General features: G+C 71.4%; 13 protein-coding genes, 1 pseudogene and 1 riboswitch. Of the genes and pseudogenes, 5 read left to right on the top strand and 9 right to left on the bottom strand.

Going from position 1 to position 17,224, the window contains the following annotated elements; all coding sequences use genetic code 11:
- Window positions 1-106: 106 nt before the first annotated feature.
- The 4 genes from ACIPY5_RS03845 to ACIPY5_RS03860 all read right to left on the bottom strand — a co-directional run bounded on the left by ACIPY5_RS03845 (window position 107) and on the right by ACIPY5_RS03860 (window position 6,382).
- Window positions 107-709, bottom strand: coding sequence for a histidine phosphatase family protein (locus tag ACIPY5_RS03845; RefSeq protein WP_400966892.1), 603 nt, complete (start codon window positions 707-709; stop codon window positions 107-109).
- An 84-nt stretch (window positions 710-793) separates the two neighbouring features.
- The gene (locus ACIPY5_RS03850) at window positions 794-1,846 is read right to left on the bottom strand and encodes an aldo/keto reductase (protein WP_400966895.1); all 1,053 of its coding nucleotides are present in this window, start codon (window positions 1,844-1,846) and stop codon (window positions 794-796) included.
- A 202-nt stretch (window positions 1,847-2,048) separates the two neighbouring features.
- The gene (locus tag ACIPY5_RS03855; protein ID WP_400966897.1) at window positions 2,049-4,325 is read right to left on the bottom strand and encodes a polyribonucleotide nucleotidyltransferase; all 2,277 of its coding nucleotides are present in this window, start codon (window positions 4,323-4,325) and stop codon (window positions 2,049-2,051) included.
- A gap of 116 nt (window positions 4,326-4,441) precedes the next feature.
- On the bottom strand, window positions 4,442-6,382 hold the full coding sequence (locus tag ACIPY5_RS03860; protein WP_400966899.1) for a GDSL-type esterase/lipase family protein: 1,941 nt from the start codon (window positions 6,380-6,382) through the stop codon (window positions 4,442-4,444).
- Window positions 6,383-6,552: 170 nt separating this feature from the next.
- Here ACIPY5_RS03860 and ACIPY5_RS03865 point away from each other — a divergent pair, with 170 nt between their 5' ends.
- Window positions 6,553-6,723, top strand: a complete 171-nt coding sequence (locus ACIPY5_RS03865; protein WP_309340601.1) for a DUF5302 domain-containing protein — start codon at window positions 6,553-6,555, stop codon at window positions 6,721-6,723.
- Between the two features lie 128 nt (window positions 6,724-6,851).
- Window positions 6,852-8,048, top strand: a complete 1,197-nt coding sequence (locus ACIPY5_RS03870; protein ID WP_309340603.1) for a hypothetical protein — start codon at window positions 6,852-6,854, stop codon at window positions 8,046-8,048.
- Window positions 8,049-8,100: 52 nt separating this feature from the next.
- On the opposite strand, the gene ACIPY5_RS03875 is transcribed toward ACIPY5_RS03870, so the two are convergent.
- Window positions 8,101-9,555 (bottom strand): cation:dicarboxylate symporter family transporter, encoded by a 1,455-nt coding sequence (locus ACIPY5_RS03875; protein ID WP_400966903.1) that lies wholly within the window; start codon window positions 9,553-9,555, stop codon window positions 8,101-8,103.
- Window positions 9,556-9,735: 180 nt separating this feature from the next.
- On the opposite strand from ACIPY5_RS03875, the gene ACIPY5_RS03880 reads away from it, so the two are divergent.
- The 3 genes and pseudogenes from ACIPY5_RS03880 to ACIPY5_RS03890 all read left to right on the top strand — a co-directional run.
- A complete protein-coding gene (locus ACIPY5_RS03880; protein WP_400966906.1) occupies window positions 9,736-11,031 on the top strand; it encodes an ATP-binding protein in 1,296 nt (431 codons plus the stop codon).
- Window positions 11,028-11,720, top strand: a complete 693-nt coding sequence (locus ACIPY5_RS03885) for a response regulator (RefSeq protein WP_400966909.1) — start codon at window positions 11,028-11,030, stop codon at window positions 11,718-11,720. Before ACIPY5_RS03880 ends, ACIPY5_RS03885 begins: the two co-directional genes overlap by 4 nt.
- A gap of 62 nt (window positions 11,721-11,782) precedes the next feature.
- Window positions 11,783-11,927: riboswitch (FMN riboswitch) on the top strand.
- 7 nt (window positions 11,928-11,934) lie between these two features.
- Window positions 11,935-12,375, top strand: a pseudogene (locus tag ACIPY5_RS03890) (6,7-dimethyl-8-ribityllumazine synthase); the annotation flags it as partial.
- Between the two features lie 76 nt (window positions 12,376-12,451).
- On the opposite strand, the gene ACIPY5_RS03895 reads toward ACIPY5_RS03890, so the two are convergent.
- From ACIPY5_RS03895 to efeB, 4 genes are all read right to left on the bottom strand, one after another.
- Window positions 12,452-13,804 (bottom strand): FAD-binding oxidoreductase, encoded by a 1,353-nt coding sequence (locus ACIPY5_RS03895; RefSeq protein ID WP_400966912.1) that lies wholly within the window; start codon window positions 13,802-13,804, stop codon window positions 12,452-12,454.
- Window positions 13,805-13,869: 65 nt separating this feature from the next.
- Entirely contained in the window at window positions 13,870-14,514 is a 645-nt protein-coding gene (locus tag ACIPY5_RS03900) for an FMN reductase (protein ID WP_309340609.1), read from the bottom strand.
- Window position 14,515: 1 nt separating this feature from the next.
- Window positions 14,516-15,730 (bottom strand): LLM class flavin-dependent oxidoreductase, encoded by a 1,215-nt coding sequence (locus ACIPY5_RS03905; RefSeq protein WP_400968462.1) that lies wholly within the window; start codon window positions 15,728-15,730, stop codon window positions 14,516-14,518.
- Window positions 15,731-15,918: 188 nt separating this feature from the next.
- Window positions 15,919-17,223 carry an iron uptake transporter deferrochelatase/peroxidase subunit gene (efeB, locus tag ACIPY5_RS03910; RefSeq protein WP_400966916.1) on the bottom strand — a complete coding sequence of 435 codons (1,305 nt, stop codon included), beginning with the start codon at window positions 17,221-17,223 and terminating at the stop codon, window positions 15,919-15,921.
- Between the last annotated feature and the right edge of the window lies 1 nt (window position 17,224).

Below are 17,224 nucleotides of genomic sequence, written 5' to 3' on the forward strand. Positions count from 1 at the left end.
ACAGCACCCGGATCCGGCGAGATCATGTGCAGATCGTCGCAGGCTGTGCAGATCGTCGCTCCCCGCGCGACGCGAGATACTCCGACCACGCGCCGCCAGAACAGGGTCAGACCAGGAGCGGATCCGGGAGGCCGGTGCGCAGCTCCATCGGGAGGTGGCTCAGGTCGTTGTGCGCGACCAGGCTCCACGGGCGTCCCTGCTTCTGCGAGATCACGGTGAGGCCGCAGTTGGCCTGGTTCAGCGTCATCCAGCGCCACTCCGGGGCTTCCAGCACCTCGCGCACGAACCAGCTGATCACGAAGTTGTGGGTGATGAGCACCTCGTGCACGTCTCCCGGCTTGCGCACCAGGAACTCGTTCACGGCGTCGCCCATCTGCGCGCTTCCTGCCTCGATCTCGGCGTCGGTGATGGATCCGAAGAAGGGCTCGAAGACCGCCGGCGTCTCCTCCGTCATCCCCGTGGGCACGCAGTCGAACAGCAGAGCGGACGGCTCCGCCTCGACCGACGGGATCCGCTCCGAGATCGCGCGGGCCGTCTCGGCGGCGCGCAGGAGCGGCGAGTGCCAGATCGCGTCCAGCGGCAGGCCGGACAGCCGATCGGCGAGGAGCGCGGCCTGACGGCGCCCACGCGGCGAGAGGGGTCCGTCAGCGAGACCGTGCTCGGCGTCCTGATGCTCGCCGTGCCGGACCAGATAGATGTAATGCGCCACAACCCGCTCGCCTCGTCTCCGGCACGGTGGCCGGGGTGCTTCCAGCCTATGTCACAGATCGGACACGGCGACGGACCGATCCGGTCAGCTCGCCGCTCGGGTGAGCTCGGCCAGCTGTGCGCGGCCGAGGGCGACGCCGGCACCCTGCATCAGCTCGTCGACCTGCTCGGTGGCGAACGCGTTGACGATCGGAGCGGTGATCGTGCGCTGCGCGAGCAGCCAGCTGATCGCGACGGCGGCGACGGGGACCTGCAGCTCGGAGGCGGCGATGTCCAGCGCACGCAGCACCTTGATGCCGCGACGGTTGATGTTGCCGCGCAGCTGCATCCCGCGCACGCCCTGCAGCGCCTGCTTGGTGCGGTGCCTGCCGGACAGGAATCCGTGCTCGAGGGCGTGCGACGGGGTGACGGCGAGTCCCTGCGCCGCGGCCACGAGCCGGAGGTCGCCCTCGAAGCCCGTCCGACGCAGGAGGTTGTAGGGCTCGTCCAGCACCTCGATGCGCGGGTAGCCGGCGGACGCCAGGATGCGCGCCTCCACGAGACGCTCTGCGGTGAAGCCGAAGGCGCCGAGCGCCCGGATCTTGCCGGTCTCGACGAGCCACTCGGCGGTGGCCAGCGTGTCCTCGAGGGCGCTGCCGTCGTCGACCGTGCCGTCGAGGTAGAGCACGTCGATGCGTTCGACGCCGAGGCGGGTCAGCGAGGCTTCCGCCGCGCGCACCAGGTTCACCGCTCCGATGCCCGGGTTGTCGGGGTGGCCGCCGACGCGCACGCTCAGGACGATGTCGTCGCGGTTGCCGCGCGTGGCGAGCCAGCGGCCGATGATGTGCTCGCTGCGGCCCGCCGCGAAGCTGTCGGCCGTGTGCACCGCGTTGCCGCCGAACTCGGCGTAGCGGTCGAGGATGTGCAGTGCGGTGTCGGCATCGGTGTTCCACCCGAACTCGGCGCCGCCGAGGATGAGCGGGAAGGTGCGGATGCCGGTCTCCGCAAGAGGAACGCGCAGGCTGGTGCCGATGCCGGGCCCGACCACGGGGATCGGCGCGGAGGGATGTGGCGTGACCACGGCGGGCGCGCCCGTCGCCGCGGGTGCGGCATCGCCGATGGCGGACCCTGCCGTGGATCCGACGCTGAAGAGACGCATGCGATCACCCCCGTGCCTGCTGCGTTGTACTCGGTGGCGCACCCCCCGGTGCGTCCCTTCGAGAGTAAGCGAGGCCTCCGACAGTTCCGTTCATTGAGTCGTCCAGGAGGCGAACAACTCGTAACGTTTCGATCACGAAGACGGGAAAAGGCCCGTCATGTCCCCCTTTCGGTGGACATGACGGGCCTTTTCGTGCGAAGGGTCAGACCTCGGCAGTCTCCGCGGCCGGCTCGGCGGCCTCGGCCGGAGCCTCGTCGATGACGGGCTCGAGCGAGAGCTTGCCGCGGTCGTCGATCTTCGTGATCTTCACGAGGATCTTCTGGCCGACGGAGAGCACGTCGTCGACGTTCTCCACGCGCTTGCCACCGGCGAGCTTGCGCACCTCGGTGACGTGCAGCAGGCCGTCCTTGCCCGGGAGCAGGGAGACGAACGCGCCGAAGGTGGCGATCTTGACGACCGTACCCAGGAACTGCTCGCCGACCTCCGGGTTGGTCGGGTTGGCGATCGCGTTGACCTGGGCGCGGGCGGCCTCGGCCGAGGGGCCGTCGGTCGCGCCGATGTAGACGGTGCCGTCCTCCTCGATGGAGATCTGAGCGCCGGTCTCGTCCTGGATCGCGTTGATCGTCTTGCCCTTCGGGCCGATCAGCTCGCCGATCTTGTCGACCGGGATCTGCACGCTGATCACGCGCGGCGCGGTCGGCGCCATCTCGTCGGGGCTGTCGATCGCGGCGTTCAGCACGTTGAGGATCGTGAGACGCGCTTCCTTGGCCTGGGTCAGGGCCCCGGCCAGCACCTCGGAGGGGATGCCGTCGAGCTTCGTGTCCAGCTGGATCGCGGTGACGAACTCGCTCGTGCCGGCGACCTTGAAGTCCATGTCGCCGAGGGCGTCCTCGGCACCCAGGATGTCGGTGAGCGCCGCGTAGCGGGTCTCGCCGTCGACCTGGTCGGACACCAGGCCCATCGCGATGCCGGCGACGGGTGCGCGCAGCGGCACACCCGCGTTCAGCAGCGACAGGGTCGAGGCGCAGACGGAGCCCATCGAGGTGGATCCGTTGGAGCTGAGCGCCTCGGACACCTGACGGATCGCGTACGGGAACTCCTCGCGCGTCGGCAGCACCGGCACGAGGGCGCGCTCGGCGAGGAAGCCGTGCCCGATCTCGCGACGCTTCGGCGAACCCACGCGGCCGGTCTCACCGGTCGAGTAGGGCGGGAAGTTGTAGTGGTGCATGTAGCGCTTGCTCGTCGTCGGGGACAGCGAGTCGATCTGCTGCTCCATCTTGAGCATGTTCAGCGTGGTGACGCCCAGGATCTGGGTCTCGCCGCGCTGGAAGATCGCGGAGCCGTGCACGCGCGGGATGACCTGCACCTCGGCGTCGAGCGGGCGGATGTCCGCCAGGCCGCGACCATCGATGCGGACGCCCTCGGTGAGGATCCGGCCGCGCACGATCTTCTTCGTGACGGACTTGTAGGCGCCGGAGAACTCGGCGAGCGCGGCCTCGGGCTGCTCCCCCGCCTCGACGGCGGCGACGAGCTCGGCCTTGACGCGGTCCTTGATCGCGTCGTCGGCGTTCTGGCGCTCCTGCTTGTCGGCGATCTGGTAGACGTCGACGAGCTCGGCGTAGGCGCGCTCCGCCACGAAGTCGTAGGTGCCCTCGCTGTACGGCAGGAAGACCGGGTAGACGCCCGGCTCCTTCGACGCCTGGGCGGCGAGCTCGGCCTGAGCCTTGACCAGCTGCGAGATGAACGGCTTGGCGGCCTCGAGACCCTGCGCCACGATGTCCTCGCTGGGCTTCGTGGCGCCGGCCTTGATCAGGTTCCAGCTGCCCTCGGTGGCCTCGGCCTCGACCATCATGATCGCGACGTCCTCGGTGCCGTCACCCTTGGTGACGACGCGACCCGCGACGACGAGATCGAAGACGGCCTGCTCGACCTGCTCCGCGTTCGGGAACACGACCCACTGGTCCGCGTGCTCGCCGTGACCGGGGATGAACGCGAGGCGCACACCGGCGATCGGGCCGGAGAACGGCAGACCCGAGATCTGGGTCGAGGCGGACGCCGCGTTGATCGCCAGCGCGTCGTAGTACTCGCCCGGAGCGATGCTCAGGACGGTGATCACGATCTGCACCTCGTTGCGCAGGCCGTCGACGAACGACGGGCGCAGCGGGCGGTCGATGAGACGGCAGACGAGGATCGCCTCGGTGGAGGGACGGCCCTCGCGACGGAAGAACGAGCCGGGGATCTTGCCGGCGGCGTAGGAGCGCTCCTCCACGTCGACGGTCAGCGGGAAGAAGTCGAAGCCCTCACGCGGCGACTTGCTGGCGCTCGTCGCCGAGAGCAGCATCGTCTCCTCGTCGAGGTAAGCGGCGACCGCGCCCTGCGCCTGCTGCGCGAGACGACCCGTCTCGAAGCGGACGGTGCGGGTGCCGAAGCGGCCGTTGTCGAGAACGGCCTCGGTGGCGGTGATTTCAGGACCTTCCAAGAGGTCTCTCCTTCTTTGTTTAGGCTCGCTCTCCCGTGTGGAGCGCGAGCATGGACGGATGCGCACAGAGGCATCCTGTTCGATCCTATCAGCGCGGCGCTGCGGAGTCCGCGCCTTCAGACCTCGCTGGGCTCGCGCACCCCGCGCTCACGGCCGAGGCGCACGTAGTCGTGGTGCTTCGCACTGCGTCCGTCGCCCGCGGCGCGGCCGTGCAGCCGGCGCCAGACCCACGGCAGCGCGTGGCGGCGCCACCACACGCCGGCGCCCGTGCGCTCGGTCGCGTGCAGGGCCTCGTCCAGCGCGCCGAGCTCATCGGCGAGGGGCACGCCGAGCGCGACGCCCGCCCGGTAGGCGAGGAAGCGGTGCCCTCGGCTGGAGAGGTGCACGAGGTCCTCCCCCCAGTTCGGCCGCTCGGCGAGCTGGGGGTGGAGGTCGGTGTCGAGCAGGATCGCGCCCTGGCGGCGGGCGATCCCCGCGAGTGCCGTGGCCCACGCGGAGAAGCGGCGGGCGTAGACGCGGGCCGCCGGATTCCCCGGCAGGAACGCGGTCACCAGGAGCACGTCCGCACCCGCCTCGCGCAGCTGACGCACGGCGTCCTCGAGGCGCACGGCGAGGAGCGGGATCGAGACCCGCTGCTTCACGAGGTCGTTCGCCCCCACCAGGATCGACACGAGGTCGGGGCGCAGCTGCAACGCGCGCTCCAGCTGGGATCCGCACACGTCTCCGACGCGCTTGGAGCGGATCGCGAGGTTCGCGTAGTCCAACGGCTCCCGCGCGGCCAGCAGCAGCGCGAGCCGGTCCGCCCAGCCGCGCAGCTCGCCCTCGGGGCCCGGGTCGCACAGGCCTTCGGTGAGCGAGTCGCCGAGCGCGACGTAACGGCGCCAGTGCTTGCGCTCCCCCGCGGGCGTGGGTTCGGGCCGGACGGCGCGGGGCGCGCGGAGACCCGCGTCGGCCCTGTGCAGGTCCTGCGCTTCGGCGAAGTAGCCGAGGAGCTGATCGCACACCGCGCTCCAGCTGCGCCCCTCGACCGCCTCGCGGCCGGCGCGGCCGAACGCCTGCCGCTTGCGCGCGTCGCCGGTGAGATCGCGCACCCGCTCGCGCAGGTCCTCCAGGTCGCCCGGGCGGTAGAGCCAGCCGTCGATGCCCTGGCGCACCAGATCCAGGGGACCTCCCCTGCCGGTCGCGACCACCGGGATCCCGCTCGCGTGCGCCTCCTGCAGGGTCTGCCCGAACGTCTCGCTCTCTCCGGTGTGCACGAAGACGTCGAACGACGCCATGGCCTGCGCGAGCTCGGGGCCGCTGAGATGTCCGAGGAACACCGCGTCCGGAAGCAGCGACTCGAGTCGCGGACGGGAGGGACCGTCTCCTACGATCACCAGACGCACGCCCGGCAGATCGGCGAGCACGCGCAGGTCCTCGACCTGCTTCTCCGGGGCGAGCCGTCCCACATAGCCGACGACCGCCTCGGCTCCGAGACGGTGCTCCCACGCGCTCACGCGGCGGTCGGGGTGGAAACGCTCGGCATCCACGCCACGCCCCCAGCGGCGCACCCTGTCGACGCCGAGGCGGGCGAGCTGCTCCTCCGACTCGGACGAGGGCGCGAGGGTGAGGGTGGCCCGCCGATGCAGCCGGGCGATGTGGGCCTCGGCGAGCGCCGTCGTCAGCGAGACCCCGTAGCGCGCGGCGTAGGCGGCGACGTCGGTCTGATACGCGGCGACCGCGGGCACGCCGATGCGCTCCGCGGCGAGCGCACCGCGCCAGCCCAGGGCGAACGGCGAGGCGAGGTGCACCACATCCGGGGCGTAGCGGTCCAGCGATGCGGACAGCCGGTGGGTGCTCGACGTCCCGACCCGCACGGTGCGGTAGCCCGGCAGCGCGACAGAAGGGATCGCCTCGACTCTGGCGTGCCCGATCATGCGCGGCATGTCCACGGCGGCGGGGGCGTACACCCTGGCCTCGTGGCCGTGCCGCTCGAGGTGGCGGAGGATCTGCAGGACGCTCCCGGTCACGCCGTTCATGTGCGGGAGGAAGGACTCCGTCACGATCGCTGCTCTCACGTGATCAGGATCCCGCTGGTTTCCGGACCGCATCGCCCGGAACCCCCGCCGTCGCGGAGTGTTCACCGGATGCACCGCGATCGGTCACCCGGTGTCCGCCCCCACGCCCCCGGCCCGTCCCGTTCTGTTCTTCCGGGACTCGGCGGCGCGCCGGGGCTAGGCTGACGCGCATGAGTACCGACGACACCGCCGCCGCGGACATGAAGCGAAAGTTCAAGGAGGCGCTCGAGAAGAAGAACGCCCAGCAGCACCGGGGCGAGGCTCACCTGGACGGGGACTCCTCCGTTCACGGCACCCACGCCGCGCAGACCAGGCGTGAGTTCCGCCGCAAGAGCGGCTGATCCCGCATCCATCACGAGGGGCGTCGACGAGCGATCGTCGACGCCCCTCGTCGTGCGCATCCACGGAAAGCCGAGCGCATCCATGGAAAGGGGTGGGAATCCACAGCGAGCGGGGTTAGCGTCGAAGGGTGATCGTTTCCTCCGCCTCTGCGGCGCCCGTACGCAGAGCACGTGCGGCCCGCCCGATCCTGGCGCTCGCGGCGGGCGCGCTGCTCCTGATGCCGCTCGCGGTGGCCGCACCGGCGTACGCGGACGACTACCCCTCATGGCAGGACGTGCAGAACGCGCAAGGCGATGAACAGGCGACGCAGGATCAGATCACGCGCATCAACGACGCACTCGCCACGGCGCAGCAGAAGGCGGCGGACGCCTCGACCGCGGCGATGAAGGCCAACCAGGCCGCGGACTCCGCCCGCGCCGATGCGCGCACCGCGGCACAGCGCGCGGACGAGCTGGGCGCACAGGCCGCCACCGCGGAGCAGGCCGTGCAGCAGACGCACGAGCAGGTCGGTGCGGTCGCCGCCGGCCGCGCACGCACCGAGACCGCCGCGCCGCTCACCGTGCGTCTGTTCACCTCGGCGGATCCGGATCAGCTGCTCACGCGCCTCGGCGTGCTGCAGCAGCTCGACTCGACCTGGGCGCAGCTCGGCGAGCGGGCGATCGCGGCGCAGAACGTCGCCACCTCGCTGCAGGATCAGGCTCAGACCGCCCGCGCGGCGAGGGACGCGCTCGCGACCGCCGCGGAGGACGCGGCCCAGAAGGCGAAGGCTGCGGCGGACGCGGAAGCAGCCGCGGTCGCCGACCTGCAGGGCCATGTCACGACGCTGTACGCGCAGCTCGCGACCCTGAAGAACACCACGGCCGACGTCGAGCGCCGCTACCGGATCGGCCAGGAGGTCGCCGCGCAGGCCGCGGCCCAGGCCGCAGCCGCAGCCCAGGCCGCTGCGAACGGCAGCGATGGCGGCGGGTCCGGTGGCGGCGGAGGCGGGAGCGACCTGGGCGGCGGCGGTGTGAACGTCGACCCCGCGGGCGCGCAGGCCTACGCCGCCGGTCAGCTCGGCAACTACGGATGGGGCCAGGACCAGTTCTCGTGCCTGTACCGGCTGTGGATGCAGGAATCGAGCTGGCGGGCCGACGCGCTGAACCCCGACAGCGGCGCCTACGGGATCCCGCAGGCGCTCCCCGCCGACAAGCTGGCGGCGGCCGGGCCCGACTGGCGGACGAACGGCGACACCCAGATCGACTGGGGCCTCAGCTACATCCAGGGCCGCTACGGATCCCCGTGCGGCGCCTGGGCGCACGAGGTCGCGAACAACTGGTACTGACGGGCACGGGGAGGGCGCTCGTCCGCGCCCTCCCCGTGCCGTCGATTCCCGATCAGCCGCGCCCGGCGCGAACGCGGGCCCGCTCCTGCTTCGCGGCCATCTCGTCCACGGCGGCGCGGCCCAGCGTCTCCGTGCTGACCGGCTCCGCCGCGGACGCGCTCTGCGGCGCGGGAGGCGCATCGTGTCCGACGCCGTCCAGCGTCGACTCGTCGAACGGCCTCGCGCCCGAGAGCACCTGACGCACCTGCTCCGCGTCGATCTGCTTCGTCCAGGTGCCGATGAGGATCGTGGCGACCGCGTTGCCGGTGAAGTTGGTCAGCGCACGCCCCTCGGACATGAAGCGGTCGATGCCCACGATCACGCCGACCCCGTTCACGAGGTCGGGACGATACGCCTGCAGGCCGCCCGCCAGCGTCGCGAGCCCGGCGCCGGTGACGCCCGCGGCGCCCTTGCTCGCGATGATCATGAAGACGAGCAGGCCGATCTGCTCGGGGATCGACATCGGCTGGCCGAGACCCGTCGCGATGAACAGCGAGGCCATCGTCAGGTAGATCGCGGTGCCGTCGAGGTTGAACGAGTACCCGGTCGGCACGGTGATGCCGACGACGGGCTTCGCCACTCCCAGGTGCTCCATCTTGGCGATCAGGCGGGGCAGCGCCGACTCGGACGACGAGGTGCCGACGATCAGCAGGTACTCGCGCGCCAGGTACTTCATGAGCTGGAAGATGTTCACTCGTGCGACGAGCATCAGGATCCCGCCGAGCACCACCACGATGAAGACGATGCACGTGAGGTAGAACGCGCCGAGGAGGATCCCGAGGCTCCAGATCGCGGCGACGCCGGTCTTGCCGACCACGGCGGCGATCGCGCCGAAGGCACCGAGCGGGGCGAGCCACAGGATCATGCCCAGCACGCGGAACACGAGCGTCTGCAGGTGCTTGATCGCCGTCATGATGGGGGCGCCGCGCTCCCCCAGACCCTGCAGCGCGAACCCGACGAGCAGAGCGATGAAGAGCACCTGCAGCACGCTCTCGCCGGTGAAGGCGCCGAAGAACGTGGCCGGGATGATGCCCAGGATGAAGTCCTGCGTCGTCTTCGCCTCGGTCGTCGCGGCCTGGTACGTCGCGCCGGCCATGTGCAGCCCCTCACCGGGGTGGATGATGTTCCCCACGATCAGGCCGATCGCGAGGGCGAACGTCGACATCACCATGAAGTAGACGAGCGCGAGCCCACCGATCTTGCCGACCGTCGCCGCCTTCGCGATGGACCCGACGCCGATCACGATCGTGCAGAAGATGATCGGCGCGATCATCATCTTGATGAGGCTCACGAAGCCCTTGCCGACGGGCTCGAGACCCTGCGCGAACTGCGGGAACACGAGCCCCACCGCGATCCCGAGACCCACGGCGATGAGCACCGACACATAGAGCCAGGTGTGCTTGTCCCAGGAGTTCTTGCCGCGGCGCCAATCGTGCCGCGGGAGAGTGAAACCTTCGGTGAGAGCCATCATCGCCTCCGCTGAGTGAACCGGACGCCCGCACCACTGCGGGCGGGCCGTGCCGACCAGCGTGCGGATCCACGGCACTGCGCGGCGAGTTCTGGTCGTATTGAAACCAGCACGGATCCCTTCCGGGCCGTTGTTCGCCGCAGGAGCTCGCGCATACTGGCTGAGGAGGTCCGATCGGCGATGGCGACGACAAGACGCGGCGGGGTGCGCAGTGCGGCATCACGGGTGTTCGCGCTGCTGATCGGATCCGTCCTGCTGATCGGCGCCGCGATCGGGGCGTTCCTCACCTGGGAGGCGCAGAGCTCGGCGCGGCAGGAGGCCGAGCACGTCACCGCGGCGATCGCGCACGCGCTCTCGGCGGCTCCCGCGATCGAGGCCGCTGTGACCGCGACCGACCGCCCGTCGGCCGAGGAGGATCTGCGCGCGTACGTCGAGTCCGTGCGCACCGGCGCGGGGCTCGACTTCATCACCGTCATGGACCGCGACGGCGTGCGCCTCACGCACCCTGACCCGGCGCGCATCGGCGAGAGGTATCTCGGCACGATCCCCGCCGATGGTCGCACCCTCACCGAGCAGTACACGGGCACGCTCGGGCCGTCCGTGCGCACGATCGCCCCCGTGCACGACGCGAGCGGCGCGGTCGTCGGCTGGGTGTCGGCCGGCGTGACGGTGGAATCGCTCGCCGGGGCGCTGCTGCGGCGCCTGCCCGTGATCGTGCTGCTGTCCCTCGCCGTCGTGGCGCTGGGCGCGATCGGTGCGGTGCTCGCACGGCTTGCGACGCGGCGCATCACCGGCGATCTGGACGCCCGCGACGTGCGCGAGGCCGTGGCCGGATACGAGTCGGTGCGCACCCTCGGCGAGGCGCTGCGGGCGCAGACGCACGAGCACGGCAATCGCCTGCACACGGCCCTGTCGCTGCTGGAGCTCGACCGGCGCGACGAGGCGATCGCGCTGCTGTCCGAATCCTCCCTGCAGAGCCAGTCCGTGATCGACCAGATGACGCTCCGCGACGGGGATCCGACGCTCGGCGCGCTGCTGCTGGGCAAGGCCTCGCAGGCGAAGGAGCGGGGCGTGCGCTGGCAGGTGCACGTGGATCCCGCCGCTCCCCGCGCGGACCTGACCCCGGTCGATGCGGTCGCCGTGGTCGGCAACCTCATCGACAACGCGCTCGACGCCGCGCCTCAGGCCGAGACGGGCGCCGACCGCTGGGTGCGGGTCGATGTGACAGGGGCGGACGGCGGCGCGGTCACGATCACGGTCTCGGACGGCGGTCCCGGAATACCCGCGGACGTCCGCGAGCAGATCTTCGAGCACGGCTTCTCCACCAAACCGAGCGACCGCTCCGGTCGGGGCGTCGGACTCGCCCTCGTGCGCGACATCGTGACGGCCGCGGGCGGCAGCATCGAGCTGTCCGCCGACCCGACCGCGTTCCGGGTCACGCTGCCCGGCGTCCGTGCCGAGAGGAGGACCGGATGATCGGCGTCCTGCTCGTGGACGACGACCCGCTCACGCTCGAACTGCACGCGGCGTACATCGCGCGGCTCGAGGGGTTCGAGGTCGTCGGCGAGTGCACCGGCGTCCGCGCCGCACTCGGCGCGCTCGCCGCGGAGGCGGAGCGGATCGACCTGGTGCTGCTGGATCTCACGATGCCCGACGGCTCCGGCATCGACGTGCTGCGGCGCATCCGCGGCGCCGGCAGCGCGATCGACGTGATCGCCGTGACCAGCGTGCGCGACGTCGACGCGGTGCGGCGGATGTCGGCCCTGGGCGTCGTCCAGTACCTGCTCAAACCGTTCCCCTTCGCCGTCTTCCGCGAACGCCTGCTGCAGTTCCGCGACCGGCACGACCGCGCGGCGGCACTCGCGGGCGCCGCCAGCCAGGAGGAGATCGACGCACTGATCGGCGGCCCCGCGACAGGCGCGATCGCCCTCCCGAAGGGGCTCTCCCTCGAGACGCTGCAGACGGTGACCGCGGTGCTGCGCGCGCACGGCGACCTCTCCGCCGCGGAGGCCGCGCCGCTCGTCGGCGTCTCCCGGGTCACCGCTCGGCGCTACCTGGAGCACCTCGTCACCCAGCAGGTCGCGATCCGCGCCCCGCGCTACGGCGCTCCGGGCCGCCCGGAGACGGCCTACCGGTTGGCCGGTGCGACCACGGCTCCGGGCTGACGGCCCGCCCTCGCGCAGGCTCGTTCCGTGGTCGGCGCGTCCTCCGTGCGGTGATAGCGTCGTCCTGTCCTCAGGGCGGGGTGAAAGTCCCCACCGGCGGTGTCGCGGCATGTCCGCGCGAGCCCGCGAACGGTCCCCATGGTGGGGACCGCCGATCCGGTGCGATTCCGGAGCCGACGGTCATAGTCCGGATGAGAGAGGACAGAAGGAGCAGTCCACCATGCCCAGAATCGCCATCGTCGCCGCGCAGTGGCACGCCGAGATCGTCGAACAGGCCGTTTCCGCCTTCCTCGAGCGTCTCGCCGAGCTCGGCATCGACCAGGTCGACGTGTACCGCGTGCCCGGAGCGTTCGAGATCCCGCTGCACGCCCAGCGCCTGGCGCGCACCGGCCGCTACGAGGCCATCGCCACGAGCGCGCTCGTCGTCGACGGCGGGATCTACCGGCACGACTTCGTCGCGGGATCCGTCGTCGACGCGCTCATGCGCGTGCAGTTGGAGACCGACGTGCCGGTGTTCTCCGCGGTGCTCACGCCGCACCACTTCCACGAGCACGACGAGCACCAGGACTACTTCCGGCGTCACTTCTCCGTGAAGGGCCGCGAACTCGCCGAGGCCGTATCGGCCACGGTGCAGAGCCTCGCTGCGATCGGCTGACCGACCCGCGAGGCCCCGCACGAAGCACGTCGCCGTTGCCGAGTCCGCCGTCGCCGCGGACTCGGCAACGCCGCGCTCAGCGGGGCAGGCGCCCTTCGTGCAGCACGCCGTCGGGATCGACGCTCGCGCGCACCGCACGCAGCCGGTCGATGTCAGACGCCGCGGCGCACCGCTCGAGTGTCTGCCCTGGCGTGAGGAACGTCGGGATCGTCCGCGCGGCCGCCGCCGGGGCGAGCAGCTCGAGGAGGCCCGCGATGCTCGCCTCACCGGGCTCGGACGGCGCTCCCGGGAAGTTCGGCACGAGCGCATGCAGGAGCCAGCCGGCCGAAGCCAGTGAGGCGAAGCCGGAACGGCGCGGGGCGTCGAGTGCTCCACCCAGCATGCGCAGATCGATCCCGATGATCGTCGACTGCGCAGGAGCCTGACGGAAGTCGACGAGCGCGTCGATCGTGGCGTCGTCGAGGCCGTCGAGAGCGAGCGACGCGCCGCGCCCCGCGGTCGGTTCGGTCGGCTCCCCCGACGCCGCCGCGAGCGCCGCCGGCGACGTCGCACCGGCGGTCTCCCGCCGCACGGCGCCTGCGCGGCGCACGCCTTCGAGGAGCGCGTCGGCGGTGCCGTCTGCGGACAGCGCTTGGACCGTCAGGAAGCTCTTCCCGCGGATCGCCTCGGGCAGCATCGGCGCATCGGGCATGCGCATCGAGCTCGTGAACACGTTGAGCGTCGACGGCGCGACCGCGGCGAGGTCCCGCACGGCGCGGATCACCGCGGCGGAATCGGCCGCGTCGAACGTCAGGGAGGCGCCCCACTGCGCCGGGGCGCGCACGAGGTCGATCTCGAGCGCGGTGACGATCCCCACGACTCCGCCCGCGCCGCGCAGCGCCCACATCGCGTCGCGGTCGCTGTCGTCGTCGATGCGCTCGTGCGTGCCGTCGGGGCGCAGCACCCACGCGGCGCGCAGATTGTCGGAGCCAAGGCCCGCCGTGCGGCTGAACCACGAGTGCCCGCCGCCGAGCGTGTAGCCCGCGACCGAGACGACGGGGCTCGTGCCCGCCGGGGCCGCCCACCCGGTTCCTTCCAGCGCGTCGACGACGGCGCCCCAGCGCACGCCGCTGCCGACCACGACGACACCGGCCGCGAGATCGACGTCGAGCCGGTCGAACGCCGCCGCCCGCACGATCACGGCGCCGGCGAGGTCGCCGGAGGCGCCGTGGCCGCTCGGCTGCACCGCGATCGGCGTTCCGGCCTCGCGCGCGGCGGTGAGGATCAGGCGCAGATCGTCGAGACCGGCGGGGGTGGCGACCGCCGCGGGAAGCTGGTCGATCGCGAGGTTCCATGGGCGACGGGCGGCATCGAAGCCGTCGTCGGAGGGGAGCAGAAGCGTTCCGTCCAGCGCACGGTCGAGGGCGTCGAAGGCAGAGAGAAGGGGCATGACGCCACCCTAGGATGCCCCACGGACATTCCCAGCGGCGTCACGCCCCTGAGCGCGAGCCCTGCTCACTCCCCCGCGAGGCCGCCCAGCAGGTGCCCGAACGAACGTCCTTCGCCGAGGTAGTTGCCCGGGTCGAAGGGATCCTTGTCTGCCGCCGGCTCGCGCCGGGCCATCGCCTCGGCGAGCTCGCGCGCCCCGCGCTCCACCCGCGTGCTGAGCGGCGCCACCTCGTCGGCGTTGGCCCCCCAGTCGCTCGAGGCCGCGAAGACGCCCGTGGGGACCGGCTCCGCGTGCAGGTAGGTGAACAGCGGGCGGATCGCGTAGTCGATCGCGAGCGAGTGCCGCGCCGTGCCCGCGTTGGCCCCGATCAGGACCGGCTTGCCGGTGAGGGCGTCCGGGTCGAGCACGTCGATGAACGACTTGAACAGGCCGGAGTAGCTGGTGGAGAAGATCGGCGTGACGGCGATCAGGCCGTCTGCCGAGATCACCGTGTTGATCGCCGAGTCCAGTGCCGGCGGCGCGAAGCCCGTGAGCAGGTTGTTCGTGATGTCGTGCGCGAGGTCGCGCAGCTCGATCACGTCGACGCTGACCTCGGAGCCGAGCTCGGTGAGCCGGTGCGCGGTCTCCGCGGCGAGGCGGTCGGCGAGCATGCGCGTGGACGAGGGGTTGCTGAGCCCCGCGGAGATCACCGCGATGCGACGCGCGCCCATCTCAGTTCGCCCCCTTCGTGGCCGCAGCGCCGAAGGACGAGCCCGCCGCGGCCGGGACCGCACCGCCGTCCTGGTAGGGCGAGCCCGCGGTGAGGTTGTCGCCGCGGTTCGCGCCCGGGCGCGCCTCGCGCGAGGGTCCGTCGCCGTACACGGCCTTGACGCGCGCGGCGTGCGTCGGCGCGTCCGGCACCGTGGCGGGACGGTTCTGCGCCAGCTCCTTGCGGAGCACCGGCACGACCTCGCCTCCCAGCAGGTCGATCTGCTCGAGCACGGTCTTCAGCGGCAGGCCGGCGTGGTCCATGAGGAACAGCTGGCGCTGGTAGTCGCCGTAGTGGTCGCGCATCGCGGCGTAGCGGTCGATGACCTGCTGCGGGGATCCGACCGTGAGCGGCGTCATCTCCGTGAAGTCCTCCATCGACGGGCCGTGGCCGTAGACCGGGGCGTTGTCGAAGTAGGGACGGAACTCGTTCACCGCATCCTGCGAGTTCGGGCGGATGAACGCCTGCCCGCCGAGCCCGACGATCGCCTGCTCCGGCGTGCCGTGACCGTAGTGCGCGAAGCGCTGCCGGTACAGCTCGATCAGGCGCTGGTAGTGCTCCTTCGGCCAGAAGATGTTGTTCGCGAAGAATCCGTCGCCGTAGTAGGCCGCCTGCTCGGCGATCTCGGGGGTGCGGATGGATCCGTGCCACACGAACGGCGCGACGCCGTCGAGGGGGCGCGGCGTGGACGTGAAGCCCTGGAGCGAGGTGCGGAACTTGCCCTCCCAGTCCACGACGTCGTTCGTCCACAGCTCGTGCAGGAGCGCGTAGTTCTCGATCGCGAGCGGCAGGCCCTGGCGGATGTCCTTGCCGAACCAGGGGTAGACCGGGCCGGTGTTGCCGCGGCCCATCATGAGGTCCATGCGGCCGCCGGACACGTGCTGCAGCATCGCGTAGTCCTCGGCGATCTTCACCGGGTCGTTCGTGGTGATGAGCGTCGTGGAGGTCGAGACGATCAGGCGCTCGGTCTGCGCGGCGAGTGCGGCGAGGAACGTCGTCGGGCTGGACGACCAGAACGGCGGGTTGTGGTGCTCGCCGATCGCGAAGACGTCGAGACCGACCTCTTCCGCGTGCTTGGCGATCGTGAGGGTGTTCTGGATCCGCTCGCGCTCGCTCGGGGTCTCCCCCGTGACCGGGTTGCGGGTGATGTCGCTGACCGACATGAGGCCGAACTGCATGCCCGACCAGGTGCTCGACTCGCTCACTGCTGTCTCCTTCAGATTTCTATTCACTTGAATATATCTGATGAAACGTCCTCCACACAGAAGTATTCCCGGCATCCGCGACACCCGCCAGAGGGCGGGGATAGAGAACGCCCGTCCCGCGGGACGGGCGTTCCACGGCGGGTGCGGCCCTCGGCCTGCGCTCAGGCGAAGAGGCCGGCGCCGATGTACGAGCCCTTCGCCGCACCCGGCGGGATCGCCCAGATCCCGGAGCCGATGTGCTTGATGTACTCGCTCATGAGGTCGGTCGAAAGCCGCTTCTGCAGCGTGATGAACTGCTCCGGCGAGCGCTGATAGGACAGGAAGAACAGACCGGCGTCGAGACGGCCCAGGTCGTTGTTGCCGTCGACGTAGTTGTAGCCGCGGCGGAGGATCCGGATGCCGTCGTTGACCGTCGGGTGCGCGAGGCGCACGTGCGAGTGCTCGTCGATCGCCGATCCGGAGAACACCGGCTCCGTCATCTCGCCGCCGCCGGAGAGGGGCGAGCCGCTGCCCTTCGCCCGGCCGATCGTGCGATCCTGCTCGGCGAGGCGCAGCCGGTCCCAGGTCTCGATGAGCATCGCGATCTTGCGCGCGACGAGATACGACCCGCCGGACATCCACGCCGGCTCGTCCTTCTCGCCGACCCAGACGTGCTCGTCGAGGGCCGCCGCATCGTCGGACAGGATGTTCGCCGTGCCGTCCTTGTACCCGAAGAGGTTGCGCGGGGTCTGCTGATCCGCGGCGGTGCGGGAGGTGCGCCCGAAGCCGAGCTGCGACCAGCGCAGCCGTGCGCGGCCGAACGCGATCCGGCTGAGGTTGCGCACGGCGTGCACCGCGACCTGCGGGTCGTCGGCGCAGGCCTGGATGCAGAGATCGCCGCCCGTGTAGCCGGCGTCGAGGGCGTCGCCGACGAACGCCGGCAGATCGGCGAGCGCGGACGGCCGCCGATCCGCGATCCCGAACCGGTCGCCCTCCGCGAGGAAGAGCGACGGTCCGAGTCCGAACGTGAGCGTGAGACCCGCCGCCGTGAGGCCCTGCGCCTCGCCCGTGTCGTCCGGGGGCGCCTCCGGCGAGCCGCCGACGGCACCGGAGGCGCTCACGTCGAGGCCCTTGGTCAGCCGGGACGCCGCGTAGCTCCAGTCCTGCAGGAGCGAGACGAGGTCGTCGCGGCTCGCCCGCGGCATCATGTCGAAGCTCGCGAAGTGCAGGTGCTCCTGCACGCGCGTGGTGATCCCCGCCTGGTGGGCGCCTTCGAAGGCGTACTCGTCCACGGGAGCGGATCCGCCGAGCACCCCGGTCGCAGCGACGGCCGCGGCTCCCCCGGCCCCGACGGCGATGCCGGCGACGCCGCTGCCCAGCGCCCAGCCGATCAGGCCGCGCCGGCTGATGCCGGCCCGCGCTGCGGCGCCCTCCGGCTCCGCGCCGGAGGGACGCTCTGGCTCTTCGGCGGACTCAGGGACCGTCATG

The organism is Microbacterium sp. NPDC089698 (genome assembly GCF_044749045.1).
In the GTDB taxonomy this organism is placed as follows: domain Bacteria; phylum Actinomycetota; class Actinomycetes; order Actinomycetales; family Microbacteriaceae; genus Microbacterium.